Origin of the sequence: Amycolatopsis sp. lyj-108, from assembly GCF_046549005.1 — a bacterium.
Lineage (GTDB): Bacteria > Actinomycetota > Actinomycetes > Mycobacteriales > Pseudonocardiaceae > Amycolatopsis.
Genome location: NZ_JAJPWQ010000011.1, coordinates 77073 through 95447, shown reverse-complemented (window position 1 = coordinate 95447; position 18375 = coordinate 77073). Strand labels below are relative to the sequence as shown.

Annotated in this window: 7 protein-coding genes and 1 pseudogene; all 8 read left to right on the top strand. The window is 68.2% G+C overall.

Going from position 1 to position 18375, the window contains the following annotated elements:
• Nucleotides 1-69 precede the first annotated feature (69 nt).
• The 8 genes and pseudogenes from ACLJO0_RS32840 (at nt 70) to ACLJO0_RS32805 (ending at nt 18033) form a co-directional block, all read left to right on the top strand.
• Nucleotides 70-807 (top strand): alpha/beta fold hydrolase, encoded by a 738-nt coding sequence (locus ACLJO0_RS32840; protein ID WP_410582838.1) that lies wholly within the window; start codon nt 70-72, stop codon nt 805-807.
• 121 nt (nt 808-928) lie between these two features.
• A complete protein-coding gene (vanH, locus tag ACLJO0_RS32835) occupies nt 929-1960 on the top strand; it encodes a VanH-AOV family D-lactate dehydrogenase (RefSeq protein WP_410582836.1) in 1032 nt (343 codons plus the stop codon).
• Between the two features lies 1 nt (nt 1961).
• Nucleotides 1962-3002, top strand: coding sequence for a D-alanine--(R)-lactate ligase VanA-Ao2 (vanA-Ao2, locus tag ACLJO0_RS32830; protein ID WP_410582835.1), 1041 nt, complete (start codon nt 1962-1964; stop codon nt 3000-3002).
• Nucleotides 2999-3607, top strand: a complete 609-nt coding sequence (gene vanX, locus ACLJO0_RS32825) for a D-Ala-D-Ala dipeptidase VanX (protein WP_410582834.1) — start codon at nt 2999-3001, stop codon at nt 3605-3607. Before vanA-Ao2 ends, vanX begins: the two co-directional genes overlap by 4 nt.
• A 960-nt stretch (nt 3608-4567) precedes the next feature.
• A complete protein-coding gene (locus ACLJO0_RS32820; RefSeq protein WP_410582833.1) occupies nt 4568-5533 on the top strand; it encodes a ParB/RepB/Spo0J family partition protein in 966 nt (321 codons plus the stop codon).
• 183 nt (nt 5534-5716) lie between these two features.
• The gene (locus ACLJO0_RS32815; protein WP_410582831.1) at nt 5717-6559 is read left to right on the top strand and encodes a prephenate dehydrogenase; all 843 of its coding nucleotides are present in this window, start codon (nt 5717-5719) and stop codon (nt 6557-6559) included.
• Nucleotides 6560-6689: 130 nt separating this feature from the next.
• Complete coding sequence (locus ACLJO0_RS32810) at nt 6690-8642, top strand: ABC transporter ATP-binding protein (protein WP_410582830.1); 1953 nt, start codon at nt 6690-6692, stop codon at nt 8640-8642.
• Nucleotides 8643-8674: 32 nt separating this feature from the next.
• Nucleotides 8675-18033: pseudogene (locus ACLJO0_RS32805) on the top strand (amino acid adenylation domain-containing protein).
• Nucleotides 18034-18375: the final 342 nt, after the last annotated feature.

Sequence of the window (18375 nt, the reverse complement as noted above, 5' to 3'; positions counted from 1 at the left end):
GGCATCGTACCTTGATATGCCAAGGTAGCTGCGTTACCTTGAGAGGCCAAGGTAACTGGGGAGGCTGCCATGACTCGGTTCGTGACCACCGAAATCCGTCTTGACCTGGGTGAAGTGACCCTGCGGGGCACGGCGACCGGCGTCGGCCCGACGGTCCTGCTGCTCCACGCGGGCGGCGAACGTCGTGAGGTCTGGGTGCCGGTCGCGGCGGTGCTGGCCCGGCGCGGCTTCCGGTCGGTGGCCTTCGACCTGCGCGGTCACGGGGACAGTTCCGGCCAGGCGACCACGCTCCGGGCCCTGGCCGACGACGTGGCCGAGATGGTCCAGAGCCAGCCTGCGCCGATCGTCCTCGTGGGTGCCTCGGTCGGTGGGCTGGCAGCCATCGCCGCCCTCGCGGATCCCGCCGTCGCGAAGCGAGCGGGCGGACTCGTGCTCGTGGATGTCGTGCCCGACCTCGAACCGGCCAGGGCGCGTTCGTGGCTCGATTTCCACGGGCTCGCCGACCGCTACACCCGGATCGTGGAGGACGTCCTCGGATCGGGATCCGCCCTGCTCGCCACGGCCGGGGCCCTGGACATGCCTATCCTGGTGGTGCGCGGCGGTCAGGGATCGCCCCTCGGCGAAGCCGATGTGCGCCGTCTTCGCGCGGCCAACCGGCGGGTCACCGTCGTCCGCGTTCCGGCGGCGGGTCACCTCGTCGCCAGGGACGCTCCGGAGGAGCTCGCGGACCTCGTCTCGGAGTGGCTCTGTGGCATCCGTCACGGGACGGTTTCGGCACCCGTGCCGGGCGGGCAAGATCTGCGGTAGAGCGGTCGCGGCGCAGGTGAACGACAAGTCGTGCACTCGGCGCTACCAGTTGGTAACTTATTGTCGGGCCATCGAAAACCCCATAAGAGAGCGCCTCATCGCGCTGCCTACAATGTCGGGCATGACCTACAGCGAACCAGCGCGATCAGCTGCCCCCCGCACCGGATCGCTGGCGTCCGCCTCCTCCTCGGCCGTGTTGGCGAGGGGAATCACCATTTATGGATGCGGACAGGACGAGGCCGCCTTGTTCCGGGAGATGGCTCCTCGTTTCGGCATAATGCCGACCATTGTCGAGGAACCGGTATCCGAGGCCAATATCGGGCTGGTCTCCGGAAACAGGTGCATCAGCATCGGTCACAAGACCAAGGTCACGAATTCCATTCTTCTCGCGCTCGGCGAAGCGGGCGTGAAATACATCTCCACGCGGAGCATCGGCTTCAACCACATCGATGTGGAATACGCGGCGAGCGTCGGTATCACCGTCGGCAACGTCGCCTACTCGCCCGACAGCGTCGCCGACTTCACGCTCATGCTGATGCTGATGGCCGTGCGGAACGCCAAGTCCATCGTCCTCCGCACCGACGTCCACGACTACCGGCTGGACGAGGTGCGCGGGAAAGAGCTGCGCGATCTGACCGTCGGGGTGGTCGGAACCGGGCGAATCGGGGTCGCGGTCCTCGACCGGCTGCGTGGTTTCGGCTGCCGGGTGCTGGCCTACGACACGGTCCTCACCGCGTCGGCCGATTACGTCCCGCTCGACGAATTGCTGGAGCAGAGCGATATCGTGACGCTCCATGTGCCGCTCAACACGGATACCTATCATCTTCTCGACCGGAAGAACATCGGTCGGATGAAGGACGGCGCGTACATCATCAACACCGGACGTGGTCCGCTCATCGAAACCGAAGCCCTCATTTCGGCATTGGAAAGCGGCAAACTGGGCGGCGCGGCGCTGGATGTCCTCGAAGGCGAGGAGGGGATCTTCTACGCCGACTGCCGGAACAAGCCCATAGAGAGCAAGACGTTGCTGCGGTTGGAAAAACTGTCGAACGTGCTCATCAGCCCGCATACCGCCTATTACACGGACCATGCGCTGAGCGACACCATCGAAAACTCCATCATCAATTGTCTCCAATTCGAAAGCGGGAAGTAGCATGGATAGGTTGAAAATCGGAATTCTGTTCGGCGGTCTTTCCGAAGAGCATCCTATCTCCATCAAATCTGCGCGTGAGGTCCAGAAGCAGCTCGACCTCGAGAAGTACGAGCCGTTCTACATCGGGATCACCCAGAGCGGTTCCTGGATGCTGTGCGACGGCCCCGCCGAGGATTGGGAGAGCGGGAACGTCCGCCCGGCCGTGCTGTCGCCGGACCGCGGTACGCACGGGCTGCTCGTCCTGGACGAGGGCAAGTACGAGACGATCGCCCTCGACGTGGTGCTGCCGGTACTGCACGGCAAGTTCGGCGAAGACGGTGCGGTGCAGGGCCTGCTGGAGTACTCCGGCATCCCCTACGTCGGCTGCGACGTCCCGAGCTCGGTCATGTGCATCGACAAGGCCCTCACCTACTCCGTCGTCCGCGGCGCGGGGATCGCGACGCCGACCTTCTACATCGTCACCCCGGACAACGACGTCGACCCGGACCAGCTGAACTACCCGGTCTTCGTGAAGCCCGCCCGCTCCGGCTCGTCGTTCGGCGTCAGCAAGGTCTCCGCGAAGGAAGAGCTGCCCGCCGCGCTGGCGGAGGCGCGCCAGTACGACGCGAAGGTCCTGATCGAAGAGGCCGTCGTCGGCAGCGAGATCGGCTGCTCGATCCTCGGCGACGGCGAGGACCTGTTCGCGGGCGAGGTCGACCGGGTCGCGCTGACCCACGGCTTCTTCAAGATCCACCAGGAGGAGAGCCCCGAGACCGGCTCCGAGAACTCCAGCTTCATCGTTCCCGCGGACATCCCGGACGAGTCGCGTGACCTTGTCCAGGAGACCGCGAAGGTCATCTACCGCGCGCTGGGCTGCAGCGGCCTCGCGCGGGTGGACCTGTTCCTCAAGGAGGACGGGAGCGTGGTGCTCAACGAGGTCAACACCCTGCCCGGCCTGACCTCGTACAGCCGTTACCCGCGCATGATGGCCGCAGCCGGCCTCTCGCTCGGTGACGTGATCGACCGGCTGGTGAAGCTGACCCTCGCGGGTCGTGCCGGATGAAGGATGATTTCGTCTTCGTGGACGAGGTCGTCTCCGGAATCCGCTGGGACGCCAAGTACGCCACGTGGGACAACTTCACCGGCAAACCGGTGGACGGGTACCTGGTGAACCGCATCGCCGGCACGCGTGCGTTCTGCGCGGCGCTGGAAAAGGCGCGGGACAGGGCCGGGGAGCTCGGCTTCGGCCTGCTCCTTTGGGACGGCTACCGTCCGCAGCGCGCCGTGGACCGTTTCATGCGCTGGGCGGAAGAGTCCGAAGACGGCCGGAAGAAGTCCAGGCACTACCCGAACATCGAGCGGCCCCAGATGTTCGAGCAGGGTTACGTGGCCACCAAGTCCGGCCACAGCCGGGGCAGCACGGTGGATCTGACGCTGTACCACCTGGACACCGGTGAGCTCGCCGAGATGGGTGGCGACCACGACCTGATGGACGTCGTCTCGCATCACGGGGCAGCGGGAGTCACGGAAGAAGCGACGAAGAACCGTGGACACCTCCGCGCTGTCATGGAGGGTTCGGGCTTCAACGCGTACGAGTACGAGTGGTGGCACTACAGTCTGAAGGACGAGCCTTACCCGGACACGTATTTCGATTTCCCCATCGAGTAGCCGGACTCGCGCCGCCCTCCGTCGGCGCGAGCCGGACGATCGCGATGCCGCGGGTGCCCTATGGCGCCCGCGGCATTCTTCTTTCCGGAGTTCCCTCGTGACTCGGGATCGGCTTCATTCCAGCCCGTATCGGCGTGTGCGCCCGGCACATTCTCGCTCACGTAGCGTATCTTCCTTGCGAGTGCGGCAGCGATCATGCGGGAAGCCAGACTCCGCCATTCGTGTGAACAAGTGACAAAGAACGGGACGCGGCCGACGCGTGCTGTGATCATCCTACGAATAGCGGCGGTCCCGCGAATGGCGTAGCAATTTCCGCGAACAGCCCAGCTATCGGCCCCTTGGCCGGTATGGGCCGGAGTGCTGTAGCCGTGGCGGGCGACCGAGTCAATACCGAGTGCGGACGACGAATATTGATCTTGCATGGTGCTCGCACTGCGGAAATCACACTATTCGTCAATTGCACGCCAAGGATTGACCGTGCCATGCTGATCTCGTGCGGACTCACTGGGGCTGACATGGTTCGCACTACTGGGGATCGAGGGGGATCGAGGGGGGGCGACGTTGTCTCGCGAGCACGAGGCTGTCATGGGTTCCGGTCGGTGACCGCTGATCTAAGCTGGAGCCGGGAACGCTAGATCGGAAATACGTCCCGAGACCTCGCGCTGCGGCAGGTATCGGCTTTTGTCGGGCTGCCCGGGTGCGGCCTTGCCGATCGATGTCGTCGAGCGGATGTCTTGTGGACAGCACAGTGCCACCGGTCGTCTGGGAGGCCGTGGCGGCCCGCGTATCCGGGTCCGCCGGTGGTGTTCGAGGGATCCTCACCGTCGAGGAGACCCGCCGTGTCACCGAAGTCGACGCTGGACGGGATCGCGATGTCCAACCATCGATGCTGAGCGGTTGGACGGTGAGGCTCCGTGTCATGTCTGAAAATTGACGAATAAGAGATTCAATGGGGGCTAGGTGGATCCGACGAGAGTTGACCTATCTGCTCTCCCGGTCGTCGAAATCGAGCTGTCGAGACTGTCTTCCGTGTACTCGCCGAGAACTTCGGGCGAGGATCCGGAGCATGTCGAAATGCTCTTGTCGGCAGAGTGGGAGCTTCCGCCTATTCTTGTTCACCGATCAACGATGCAGGTGGTCGATGGCCTGCATCGATTGACGGCGGCACGAGTTCGCGGTGATACGAAAATTCTGGCAAAGTTCATCGAAGGGACGGAATCCGACGCCTTCGTCTTGGCCGTGGAAGCGAATATCCGGCATGGCCTGCCGCTTTCGCTCGCGGACCGCAAACGGGCGGCCGTCCGGATCATCGGGACTCATTCGCAATGGTCCGACCGGCGGGTGGCCTCGGTGACCGGCATCTCCGCCGGCACGGTGGCGGACCTGCGCAAGCGTGGCGGCGAGGGGGGAAACGACGCCAGGATCGGCCGGGACGGACGTATCCGCCCCGTCGACAGTTCGGAGAGGCGAAGACTCGCGGCCGACCTCATTCGCAATGACCCTGGCCTTTCGCTCAGGCAGGTCGCCAAACAGGTCGGCATCTCCCCGGAGACGGTTCGCGATGTGCGGGGCCGGTTGGAGCGCGGTGAGAGCCCGACCCCGGACGGGAGCAGGAAAATGCGGACCAAACCGCATTCACTGAGCCTGACCGAATCCGATCTGGGGCAGTCCCTTGATCGAGAGCGAATCGCCGTGCTGGAGCGGCTCAAGGCCGATCCCGCCCTGCGGCTGAGCGAAGTCGGCCGGATCCTGTTGCGCATGCTCGCCATGCATTCCATCGACGGGCAGGAATGGGAAAGAATCCTGCGCGGTGTCCCGCCGCATCTGTATGGGGTGGTCGCCGGGTTCGCCAGGGACCACGCTCGGGTCTGGGCGGGTTTCGCGGATCACCTGGAGAGCCGGGCGACCGATCTGGCCGCCAGGTGATCGTTCGACGGTGAGCGACTTGCGGTGGGGGCTTTCTCCGTGCGTCAGGCGGAGAAAGTCCCCTTTCGCGATCTTCGGCGAGGCGGTGCGGACACGGTGGTCATAGTGGACAGTCTTCGTCCGCTTCGGCGGTGCCAAGGCCGGTCGCTCGACAGCGCTCGTCGTGCGGCTTAAGAAGTAGTGGTGACCATCGAGAAGGCGCTCGTAGTCGGTACCGGGTTGATCGGCACCTCGGTCGCGCTGGCCCTGCGTGACAAGGGCGTGGCGGTCCGCCTCACCGACGTCGACGTGCTCGCCCTCCGGCTGGCTGTGGAGCTCGGAGCCGGTGAGGTGTGGACCGGCGAGAAAGTGGACCTCGCGGTGATCGCCGTGCCGCCGCAACTCGTGGGGGAGCGGCTGGCGGACCTCCAGAAGCAGGAGGTCGCGCGGGCGTACACCGACGTGGCCAGTGTCAAGGCGGGCCCGATCGCCGACGCGGTGCGGCTCGGCTGCGACCAGACCTCCTATGTGCCGGGACATCCGCTCGCCGGCCGGGAGCGATCCGGCCCGGCCGCGGCCCGTGCCTGCCTTTTCTCGGGCCGTCCTTGGGCGCTTTGCCCCGGCAGCGAGACAGAAGCGGACGCTGTGCGGCTCGTCCGTGACCTGGTGTCGATGTGCGGGGCGAAGGCGGTGACCGTGAGCGCGGGCGAACACGACACGGCGGTGGCGCTGGTGTCGCACGCGCCGCACGTGGTGGCCTCGGCGGTGGCGGCGAGCCTGTCCGCCGGTGACGACGTCACGCTGGGCCTTGCGGGGCAGGGGCTGCGCGACGTGACCCGCATCGCCGCCGGGAATCCCCTGCTGTGGCGGATGATCCTCGCCGGGAACGCGGTGCCGGTGGCAGACGTGCTCGAACGGATCGCGGCGGAACTCGTCACGGCGGCTTCGGCGCTGCGGTCCGGTGATCTCGACGAGCTGACGGAGCTGCTGCGGCGCGGGGTGTCCGGCCACGCCAGGATTCCCGGAACACCGGTTTCGCCGGGGTAGTCCCTTGTGGACGGTGCGGGGACGAGCGGCGATCCCGGTGCCGCGGATGTTCGCCTGCGCCCACTCGTGGACAACGACACGATTCAGCACGATTGAGATCGCCGACTTCGCGTGTGAGAGGGGTGCCTGGATGGACGTAGTGATGCGCTTCGGGGGGGTGAAGAAGAGCGATGACGACCCCGACCCTTGGCAGACCAGGATCCGGCCGGGGACCCTGCGCAGGGTGCTCTCGTACTTCCGGCCGCATATCGGCAAGGTGGCGCTCTTCTTCCTCGTCGCCGCACTGGAGTCGTTGATCATCGTCGCGACCCCCTTGCTGCTGAAGGAACTGGTCGACGGCGGCATTCTCGAGAACGACCTCGGGACCGTGGTCTCGATGGCCGCACTGGCCGCCGGACTCGCCGTGGCAGGCGCGCTGCTGGCACTGGTGTCGGGCTACATTTCCGGGCGGATCGGGCAAGGGGTCACCTACGACCTCCGGGTTCAGGCGATCGACCATGTCCGGCGCCTGCCGATCGCGTTCTTCACCCGTACCCAGACCGGCGTGCTGGTCGGCAGGCTGCACACGGAACTGGTCATGGCGCAGCAGGCGTTCAGTTCCGTGCTGATGGCGGCGACCAGCGCGGTCACGATCGTGCTGGTGCTGGCCTCGATGTTCTACCTTTCGTGGCTCGTCGCCCTCGTCTCGCTGGTGCTGATCCCGGTCTTCCTCGTGCCATGGGTCTACGGGGGCAGGCTGATCCAGCGGCACACCCGGCGGCTGATGGAGGCGAACTCCTCTCTGGGCGGGCTTCTGCAGGAGCGGTTCAACGTTCAGGGGGCGATGCTCTCCAAGCTCTTCGGCCGTCCGGCGGAGGAGAAGGCCGATTACGAAGCCCGTGCCGAGCGGATCCGCGGGATCGGTGTCCGCCTGTCGGTGTACGGCCGGATGGCTTTCGTCATCATGGCGCTGATGGCCTCGCTCGCCACGGCGCTCGTCTACGGGGTCGGCGGTGGGCTCGTGATCGCCGGGGTATTCCAGCTCGGCACGCTGGTCGCCATCGCGACCCTGCTGGGACGGTTGTTCGGGCCGATCACCCAGCTGTCCGGGATGCAGGAGTCCGCGCTGACCGTGGTGGTGGCCTTTTCCCGGGTCTTCGAGCTGCTCGACCTGAAGCCGCTGATCAAGGAAAGCCCCGACGCGGTCGCGCTCGCCGGGAACAGGGCACCGGACGTCCGATTCGACGACGTGTCGTTCCGCTATCCCACCGCGGACGAGGTTTCCCTGTCGTCGCTGGAGCACGTGCGGGCCGAACGGGAAAGCGGGCAAAGGACGGCGGAGGTCCTGCGCGGCGTCAGCTTCCACGTGCCTGCCGGGACCCTCACCGCGCTCGTCGGCCCTTCCGGGGCGGGGAAGAGCACCCTCACCCACTTGGTGTCCCGGCTGTACGACCCGACTTCCGGGGTCGTCCGCGTCGGTGACCACGACCTGCGGGATCTCACCTTCGATTCGCTCCGTGAAACCGTGGGGGTGGTCAGCCAGGACACTTATCTCTTCCACGACTCCATCCGGGAGAACCTGCTCTACGCTCGCCCCACCGCGACCGAGGACGAGTTGATCGAGGCGTGTGAAGGTGCCCAGATCTGGGACTTGATCAAATCCCTCCCCAGCGGGTTGGACACCATCACCGGCGATCACGGCTACCGCTTGTCCGGTGGGGAAAAGCAACGACTGGCCATCGCCCGCTTGCTGCTGAAGGCGCCCGCGATCGTCGTGCTCGACGAAGCGACCGCTCATCTGGACTCCGAGTCGGAGGCCGCTGTCCAACGGGCATTGAAGACCGCTCTGCGCGACCGTACCTCGCTGGTGATCGCCCACCGGCTCTCCACGATCCGTGAGGCCGATCAGATCCTCGTGATCGACGGCGGGCTGGTCCGGGAGCGCGGTACACACGAGGAATTGCTGGCCGAGGGCGGTCTTTACGCGGAGCTGTATCACACGCAGTTCGCCAGGCCGGACCGGAACGGAGCCCGGCCGGAAAGTGACGGGGCCGGGCTCGACGACGAGCCCGAGCCGGTGCATCACGCGGTTCGTGGGGGATGACGATGAGTTCCGCAGCGCAGGCCGCATCGACGGTGCCGGCTCTCTTCGCCAGGCAGGTGGGCCGGGCACCCGGCGCGGTGGCCGTGGTCGACGGGGAGCGGATCCTCACGTACCGGGAACTCGACGACCTCGCGGGCAGGCTGGCCGCGCGGTTGATCGGCCGGGGCGCCGGCCTCGGCGGACGGGTCGCGGTCATGCTGGACCGCTCGGCGGATCTGCTGGTGGCGCTGCTCGCCGTCTGGAAGGCGGGCGCGGCGTACGTACCGGTGGACGCTTCGTATCCCGCGCCGCGCGTGGCGTTCATGGCGGCGGATTCGGGCGCGTCGCTGATGGTGTGCTCGGCCGCGACACGCGATCGCGTTCCGGAAGGCACGGAGTCGCTTGCCGTCACGGACGAAGCGGGCGACGTCGCGGTCATCCCGGCGAGCCCGGAAGACCTGGCGTACGTGATGTACACGTCCGGTTCGACGGGCACTCCGAAGGGTGTCGCGGTCCCGCATTCCAGCGTCGCGGAGCTGGTGGGGAACCCCGGCTGGGGAATGGAACCCGACGACGCGGTGCTCATGCACGCGCCGCATTCCTTCGACGCGTCCCTGTGCGAGATCTGGGTGCCGCTGGTGTCGGGTGCCCGGGTGGTGATCGCCGAGCCGGGGCCCGTGGACGCGCGGCGGCTGCGGGAGGCGGTCGTGGCCGGGGTGACGCGGGCGCATCTGACCGCGGGCAGTTTCCGTGCGGTGGCGGAGGAAGCGCCGGAATCGTTCGCGGGGCTGCGCGAGATCCTGACCGGTGGGGATCTGGTGCCCGCGCACGCGGTGGAGCGCGTCCGGAAGGCCGCGCCCGGCGCGCGGATCCGGCATCTGTACGGGCCGACGGAAACGACGCTGTGCGCCACGTGGCACGTGCTCGAACCACACGACGAGCCGGTTTCGGTGCTGCCGATCGGCCGCCCGCTGCCCGGCCGCGAGGCCTGGGTGCTCGACGAAACGCTGCGGCCGGTGGCGCCGGATGTGGTCGGCGACCTCTACCTCTCCGGTGCCGGTCTGGCCGACGGTTATCTCGACCGCCCGGGGCTGACGGCGGAGCGATTCGTGGCGGATCCGTTCGCGCCCGGCAAGAGGATGTACCGGACCGGTGATCTGGCGAAATGGACACCGGACGGCGAATTGCTCTTCGCGGGCCGCGTCGACGATCAGGTGAAGATCCGCGGGTTCCGCATCGAACCCGGCGAGGTCGAAGCCGCGATGACCGCGCAGCCGGACGTCCACGAGGCCGTCGTGGTGCCGATCGACGGCCGCCTGATCGGTTACGTGGTGGCGGAGGTGGACCCGGCTCTCGTTCGCGAACGGCTCGCGGCGGTACTGCCCGAACACCTGGTCCCGGCCGTGGTGATGACGGTGGACGCGTTGCCGCTGACCGGCAACGGCAAGGTGGACCGGGCGGCGTTGCCCGCCCCCGGCTTCACCGCGAAGGCCGACGGCCGCGAGCCCGCCACCGAGGCGGAGCGTGTCCTCTGTGGACTGTTCGCCGAGGTGCTCGGCACGGAGCGGGCCGGGGTCGACGACGGTTTCTTCGAACTGGGCGGGGACTCGATCCTCGCGGTGCGCGTGGCGGCCCGTGCGGCCAAAGCCGGCCTGCTGGTGACGCCTGCCCAGATCTTCGGGGAGCAGACCCCCGCGCGGCTGGCCGCTGTGGCTGGCGCCGTCCAAGCCGAGAAGCCCGCGGACGGCCCCCTGATCGAGCTGACCCCGGAAGACGAGGCGGAACTGGCGGCCGTGGTCCCGGACGCCACGGAGGTCTGGCCGCTGGCGCCGCTCCAGGCGGGACTGCTCTTCCAGACGACCCTCGACGACCAGGGCCCCGACATCTATCAGACCCAGTGGATCGTGGAGCTGACCGGTCCGCTGGACGTGGCCAGGCTGCGATCGGTGTGGGAGGCGGTCTTCGCCCGGCACGCCGAACTTCGGCTCACCTTCCACCGGCTCGCGTCGGGCAAGGCGGTGCAGGCCGTCGCCGGACACGTCGAGCTGCCGTGGCGCGAGGTCGATCTGACCGGTGCGAGCGATGTCGAAGAGGCCATGAAGGCGCTGTCCGCGGCGGAACAGCGCGACAGGTTCGATCTCGCCAAGGCACCGTTGTTCCGGCTCGTGCTGATCCGGGTCGGCGAAGACCGGCACCGGCTGCTGGTCGTCAACCACCACATCCTCACCGACGGCTGGTCGGTGGCGGTGATCCTCAACGAGGTCTCGGCGGCCTACACCGCCGGTGGATTCCCGGGCCGGACGGCCGCCTCGTATCGCGACTATCTGGCTTGGTTGGACAGGCAGGACAAGGACTCGGCTCGCGAGGCCTGGCAAGCGGAACTGTCCGACATCGACGCGCCCGGGCTGGTCGCCAAGTCGGACACCGCGACGGAATACGACTACCGCGTCACCCATCTCTCGCCGGAGCTCTATACCCGGCTGACCGAGTTCGCCCGTGACCACGGGCTGACGCTGAACACGGTGGTGCAGGGCGCGTGGGCGCTCGTACTGGCGCGGCTCGCGCGGCGGACCGACGTGGTGTTCGGCACCACGGTCGCCTGCCGTCCCGCCGAACTCCCCGGCGTCGAATCGATGCCGGGGCTCATGATGAACACGATCCCGGTGCGGGTCTCGCTGGACGGCGGGCAACCGGTCGTGGACATGCTCGCCACGCTCCAGCGCCGTCAGGTGGCCTTGATGCCGCATCAGCATCTGGGGCTGACGGAGATCCAGAAGACGGCCGGACCCGGCGCGATGTTCGACACGCTGCTGGTGTTCGAGAACTATCCGCGGGACTTCGCCGACCAGTTCACGTATCTGGGCACGGTCGAAGGAACCCACTACCCGGTGACCGTCGGCGTCATCCCGGGAGAGCGGTTCCGGATCCAGCTCGCCTACTGGCGCGGGCAGATCGACGAAGCCGTCGCCGACGGGATGTTGGACTGGTTCGTCGGCGCCCTCGGTGAGGTCGTCGAGGACCCATCCGCTCTCGTCGGGCGGACCGATCTGGGCGAGATCCCGTTGCCGCGCTGGGAACCCGCGTTGCTCGACGGCGAGCCGTTGCCGTCGCTGATCGGGCGGATGGCGGCCGAACGGCCGGACGCCGTGGCGGTCTCCGACGGCGAGGGCGACCTGACCTACGCGGAACTGTGGGAGCGGGCGACGAAGTTCGGCGCCGTCCTGCGGGCGGCCGGGGTCGAGCGTGAGCGCCGGGTCGGGCTGGTGGCCGGGCGGTCCGCGTGGTGGCTGGTCGGGATGCTGGGCGTGTCACTGGCGGGCGGCGTCTTCGTCCCGGTGGACCCCGCGTACCCGGCCGAGCGCGTGAAGCTGATCTTCGACAGCGCGGATCCGATGCTGGTGGTGTGCCAGGGAAAGACCCGCGGAGCGGTGCCGGAGGAGTTCGCGGACCGGGTCGTCGTGCTCGACGAACTGGATCTGGCGGACGCTTCGAGCGCGGTCCTGCCGCGTGTCGGCATGCGCGACGCGGCGTACGTGATCTACACGTCGGGATCGACGGGAACGCCGAAGGGCGTCATCGTCACGTACTCGGGCCTGGGCAACCTGGCGATGGCGCATATCGAACGCCTCGCCGTGACGCCGTCGTCCCGCGTCCTGCAGTTCGCGGCGCTCGGCTTCGACACCATCGTCTCCGAGGTGATGATGGCGTTGCTTTCGGGGGCGACGCTGGTGATGCCGCCGGACGAGGATCTGCCGCCGCAGGCTTCGCTGAGCGACACGCTGGAACGGTGGGAAGTCACGCATGTGAAGGCCCCGCCGTCCGTGCTGGCCACCGTCGACGTGTTCCCGGACGGGGTCGAAACGGTGACCGCGGCGGGTGAACTGTGCCCACCGGGCCTGGTGGACCGGCTGTCGGCCGACCGCCGGATGCTCAACGCCTACGGGCCCACCGAGACCACGATCTGCGCGACCGTGAGCATGCCGCTCGCGCCGCACGGAGAGGTGATCCCGTTCGGCGGGCCGATCGCGGGTGTTCGCGGCTATCTGCTGGACGCGTTCCTGCGCCCGTTGCCACATGGGGTCGTCGGTGAGCTGTATCTGGCCGGGATCGGGGTGGCGAGGGGCTATCTGGGCCGCGCCGCGCTGACGTCCGAGCGCTTCGTCGCCGATCCGTTCGTCGCCGGTGAGCGCATGTACCGGACGGGTGATCTGGCGTACTGGACGGATCAGGGTGAGCTGGTGTCCGCCGGCCGGGCCGACGACCAGGTCAAGATCCGCGGGTTCCGCGTCGAGCCGCGTGAGATCGAGTTCGCGCTGTCCAACCATTCTCGGGTCACCCAGGCCACGGTGACCGTCCGCGAGGGGCGGTTGGTGGCCTACGTGTCGCCGGGTGACGTCGATCCGGAGGAGCTCCGGAAGGGTCTCGCGGAGCGGATGCCCGCGTACATGGTGCCCGCGGCCGTGATGGCGCTGGACGTCCTGCCGCTGACGCCGCACGGCAAGATCGACCGGAAGGCGTTGCCCGAACCGGACTTCTCGTCGAAGACGGTCGGCAGGGCGCCCGCCACCGACGCCGAGCGGATCCTGTGCGAGGTGTTCGCCGAGGTCCTCGGGCTGGCGCGGGTCGGGGTCGAGGACAGCTTCTTCGAGCTGGGCGGGGATTCGATCTCGTCGATGCAGGTCGCTTCCCGCGCGCGCCGCGACGGTCTCTCGCTGACCCCGCGGCAGGTGTTCGAGCACCGGACCCCCGAACGGCTCGCGCAGCTGGTGGCGCTGGTTCCCCAGCAGGATCCGGGCAGGGCCACCGATGGCATCGGCGAAGTGGCGTTGACGCCGGTGATGCGGCTGTTCGGCGACGGTGTCGCGGCGCCGCGCTTCGCGCAGTGGATGGTGCTGGGCGCGCCCGCGGACCTGACGGAAGAGACGTTGAGCGCAGGCTTGGCGGCGGTGCTGGACACGCACGACATGCTGCGGGCACGGGTTGCCGACGGGCGGCTGGTGGTCGGCGAGCGCGGCTCGGCCGGGATCTTCACCCGCGTGAAGGTCGAAGGCGGCTCGCTGGACGCAGCCGCCGGCGAAGCGGCGCGGGAAGCCGTCGAACGGCTGGATCCGGCCGCGGGCGTGGTCGTCCAAATTGTGTGGTTGGACGCCGGACCGGACCGCGTGGGCCGGTTGGTCGTGGCGGCGCACCACCTCGTCGTCGACGGGGTTTCGTGGCGAGTCCTGGCGTCCGACCTGCGAGCGGCGTGCGAAGCGGTGGCGGCGGGGCGGGAACCGGAACTGGAGCCGGTGGGCGTGTCGTTCCGCCGGTGGGCGGGCCTGCTGGAGGAGTGGGCGGTCTCCGCCGAGCGGGTCGCGGAACTGCCTGCGTGGCAAGCGATCCTCGGCCAAGAGGAGCAGCCTGAGCGGGCACCGGCGGGGAAGGTGCGGTCGCGGTCGTGGGTGGTGCCCTCGGCCGAGACGTCGGTGCTGGTAGGGCGGGCCCCGGTGGTCTTCCACTGCGGGGTGCACGAGGTCCTGCTCGCCGGGCTCGCGGGAGCGGTGGCCCGATGGGGCGAGCGCGACACGGTACTGGTGGACGTCGAAGGCCATGGTCGTCATCCAGCCGAGGGAATGGACCTGTCCAGGACGGTCGGCTGGTTCACCAGCACGCATCCCGTGCGCCTCGACGTCTCCGGGATCGACCTCGCCGGTGTGGTGGCCGGTGACTCGTCGGCCGGGACGTTGTTGAAGGTGGTCAAGGAACAGTCGCGCGCGGTGCCCGGCGACGGGCTCGGCTACGGATTGCTGCGTCATCTCAACGGCGAGACCGAGCCGGTCCTGGCGGCGCTGCCGTCGGCGCGGATCGGGTTCAACTACCTCGGCCGGTTCGTCGCCGGTGACGAGAGCGACGTCCGGGCTTGGCAGCAGGCGGGGGAGATCGGCGGCTCGATGGACGCGAACACGCCGGTGCCGCACGGCCTGGACGTCAACGCGATCGTCCAGGATCTGCCGGACGGGCCGGAACTGATCCTCATGCTCGAATGGCCGGACGAGTCGTTCGACGAAGCCGCGATCGAACGATTCGTCCGCGAACTGCTGGATGTGTTGTCCGGACTGGCTTCCCAGGCGGAAGACCCCGCGGCGGGCGGGCACACCGCATCCGATTTCGGTCTCCTCGAATTGGACCAGGACGAGATCGAGAGCTTCGAAGCACTAGCAGCGGAACTCAGCGAAGGCCGGGCATCGTGAACACTTCGACCACCTCTTCAGGATCGGCCCCTTCTGGATCGGCACTGGCGGAAGTCTGGCCGCTCTCACCCATGCAGGCGGGAATGCTCTATCACGCCTCCTTGGACGACGAGGCGCCTGACATCCACCTCATCCAGCAGACGCAGATCATCGACGGACCCCTGGACACGGAACGCTTCCGGAGATCCTGGGAGATCGTCGTCAGCAGGCACGCGGCGCTGCGGGCGAGCTTCCAGCGGCGGAAGAACGGCGAGACGATCCAGCTCATTCCCCGGGACGTCAAGCTTCCCTGGGCCGAACGCGATCTGTCCGACCTCTCCGAGGAAGACGCGCTGGCCGAGGCGAGCGTGATCGCGGAGAAGGAACGCGCCACGCGGTTCGACCTCACGCGGCCACCGCTGCTGCGGCTGGTGCTGATCCGGCTCGGCCCGGACGAACACTGCCTGGTGACCACGAGCCATCACCTGCTCATCGACGGATGGTCGCGGGCGATCATCGAGGCGGATCTCCTCGAGATCTACGCGGCGGGTGGCGTCGGGACGCGGCTGCGGCCCCCGGGTTCGTACGGGAACTACCTGGCCTGGCTGGGAAAACAGGACAAGGGGGCCGCCAAGGCGGCGTGGCGCGCGGAACTGGACGGCGCCGACGGATCGGCGCTCGGACTGCCCGAAACCCCCGGCAGGACCCCGGGGCTGCCCGCGAGCGAAGTGGTCCGCCACTCGCCGGAGTTCACCTCCGCGCTGGCCGATTTCGCCCGCGGCCACGGGCTGACGTTCAACACGCTCATCCAAGGGGCGTGGTCACTGGTGCTGGCGAGGCTGGCACGCCGTCGTGACGTGGTGTTCGGCGCGGTCGTCTCCGGGCGGCCCGCCGAGTTGCCGGGCGCGGAACAGACCGTGGGGCTGTTCATCAACACCGTGCCCGTGCGGGTGCGGTTGGACGCCTGCCAGTCCGTTCTCGGGATGCTGACGGATTTGCAGGGCAGGCAGTCCGAGATGATGGCGCACCACCATCTCGGCCTGCCGGAGATCCAGAAGCTGGGCGAGGCGGGATTCGACACGATCGTCGTGTTCGAGAACTACGCCGACCGGGCGACTGACTCGCCGTCCGAGCTCAGCCTGACTTTGCGGGACTTCAACCAGGCGACGCCGTACGCGATCACGCTGGGTGTCATGCCGGGCGAGAGCCTCGAAATCGAACTGCAGTATCACGCGGACGTCGTCGCCGATTCCGTCGCCAAGTCGGCGCTGGCCGGGCTCACCCTGGTGCTGGAGCGGATGATCGCGGAGCCGGGGACGGCCGTCGGCAGGCTGGACGTGCTGGACGACGCCGGCCGCGCGCTGGTGGTCGAGCGCTGGAACGAAACGGACGACCCGGTGGACGCGCCGTCGGCCGTGGAACTGTTCCGCCGTCAGGTGGAACGGACGCCGCACGCGACGGCGTTGACGGACGGGAGCCGGAGCTGGTCGTTCGGTGAGCTCGACGAGTGGTCCGGTCGGCTGGCGACGGCGCTGAGGGCACAGGGCGTACGGCGCGGCGACCGCGTCGGGGTGATGCTGGAGCGGTCGGCGGAGGTGCCGGCGGCCTGGCTCGCGGTTTGGAAGGCGGGAGCGGCCTTCATCCCCGTCGATCCCGGCTACCCCGCTGACCGGGTGGCCTACATGCTGGCCGACTCCGCCGTCGCGGTGGTGATGTGCCGAGCGGAGACCTCGGGTGCGGTGCCCGCCGGGTATCGGCGGATCATCGTGGACGACGCTCTCGGCCACGAGACCTCCGTTGTCCCGATCGGGGCGGACGATCCGGCGTATGTGATGTACACGTCCGGATCGACCGGTGCCCCGAAGGGCGCGGTGATCTCACACGGAGGCGTGGCGGCGCTGGCCGGGGATCCCGGGTGGGGCGTCCATGCCGGTGGCGCGGTGCTGATGCACGCTCCGCACACCTTCGACGCGTCGTTGTACGACGTGTGGGTGCCGCTCGTATCGGGTGCGCGGGTGATCGTCACCGAGCCGGGCGTGGTCGACGCGGAGCGGCTGTCCGCCCATGTGGCGGACGGTCTCACCGCGGTGAACTTCACCGCGGGGCAGTTCCGCGCGCTGGTGCAGGAGGCGCCGGAATCCTTCCTTGGCCTGCGCGACGTGGCGGTCGGTGGCGACGTGGTGCCGCTCGACGTGGTGGAGCGGGTCCGGCGATCCTGCCCACGGCTGCGTGTCCTGCATACGTACGGCCCGACGGAAACCACGCTGTGCGCGACCTGGAAACCGATCGAACCCGGTGAACGGACAGGGCCGTTGCTGCCCATCGGACGGCCACTGCCCGGACGGCGGCTGTACGTACTCGATGTCTTCCTGCGCCCGGCGGCGCCGGGAGTCGCGGGCGACCTGTACATCGCGGGCGCCGGGGTGGCACAGGGTTATCTGGGGCGTACGGCGTTGACGGCGGAGCGGTTCGTCGCCGATCCGTTCGCGCCGGGTGAACGGATGTATCGCACCGGGGACGTGGCGTACCGGACCGGCGAAGGCGAGCTGGTCTTCGCCGGGCGGGCCGACGACCAGGTCAAGATCCGCGGCTACCGAGTGGAACCGGGGGAGATCGAAGGGGTACTGGCGGATCAGCCGGGCGTCGATCAGGCCGTGGTGGTGGCACGCGACGGACGGTTGATCGGGTACGTCGTGTCCGATCAGGAGGTGCATCCGGGACGGCTGCGAGAGCAGGTCGCCCGGGTGTTGCCGGATCACCTGGTGCCGGCGGCGGTGATCGTGCTGGACGCGTGGCCGGTGACGGCGAACGGGAAGATCGATCGAGAGGCGCTGCCCGCGCCCGACTTCGGTGAACGCGTTTCCGGCCGGGAGCCGGTCACGGAAATCGAGCGGGTGTTGTGCGGGCTCTTCGCCGGCGTGCTCGGGCTGGAACGGGTCGGCGCGGACGACGGATTCTTCGAGCTGGGCGGCGATTCGATCACTTCGATGCAGCTGGCGGCGCGGGCCCGTCGCGAAGGAATGGCCTTCGGCGCGCGGGAGGTGTTCGAGTACCGGACACCGGCGGGACTCGCGTCGTTCGTCGAACTGGGGGAGGAACCGGACGAGGTCCCCGCGGCCCGCCGTCCCGCCGCAGACTTCGAACTGGTCGACATGGGGCGGGACGAGATCGAGGAATTCGAGTCCGAGTTCGACCCGGTGTAGGTGCGGTCGCTTTGGGGTCGTGAGTGGCAAAGAGGGTTAGAACGACCATTGCCACTCACGACCCCTTTCGCTGCGTCTGATGTGGTGATGGACGCCTTCGGACCTGGTTGGACGCGGGTCATGACGCGTACGACGACTCTTCACGACCCGTTTGGCTTTCCGGTGGCGCTTGGGCAACGTCTTCGGCCAGGCGCGCCAGGAAAGAGCCGTGCTGTGGTGACGTTGGGTAAGAGGTGTGTGGGAACAGGGACACTCAACGTCCCTGTTCCCGCACACCTCTCGCCGCAGTCCCTTTCAGCGCAGAAAAACGCGCCCGTTGGACATGTTGTTCGTGCAGACCCT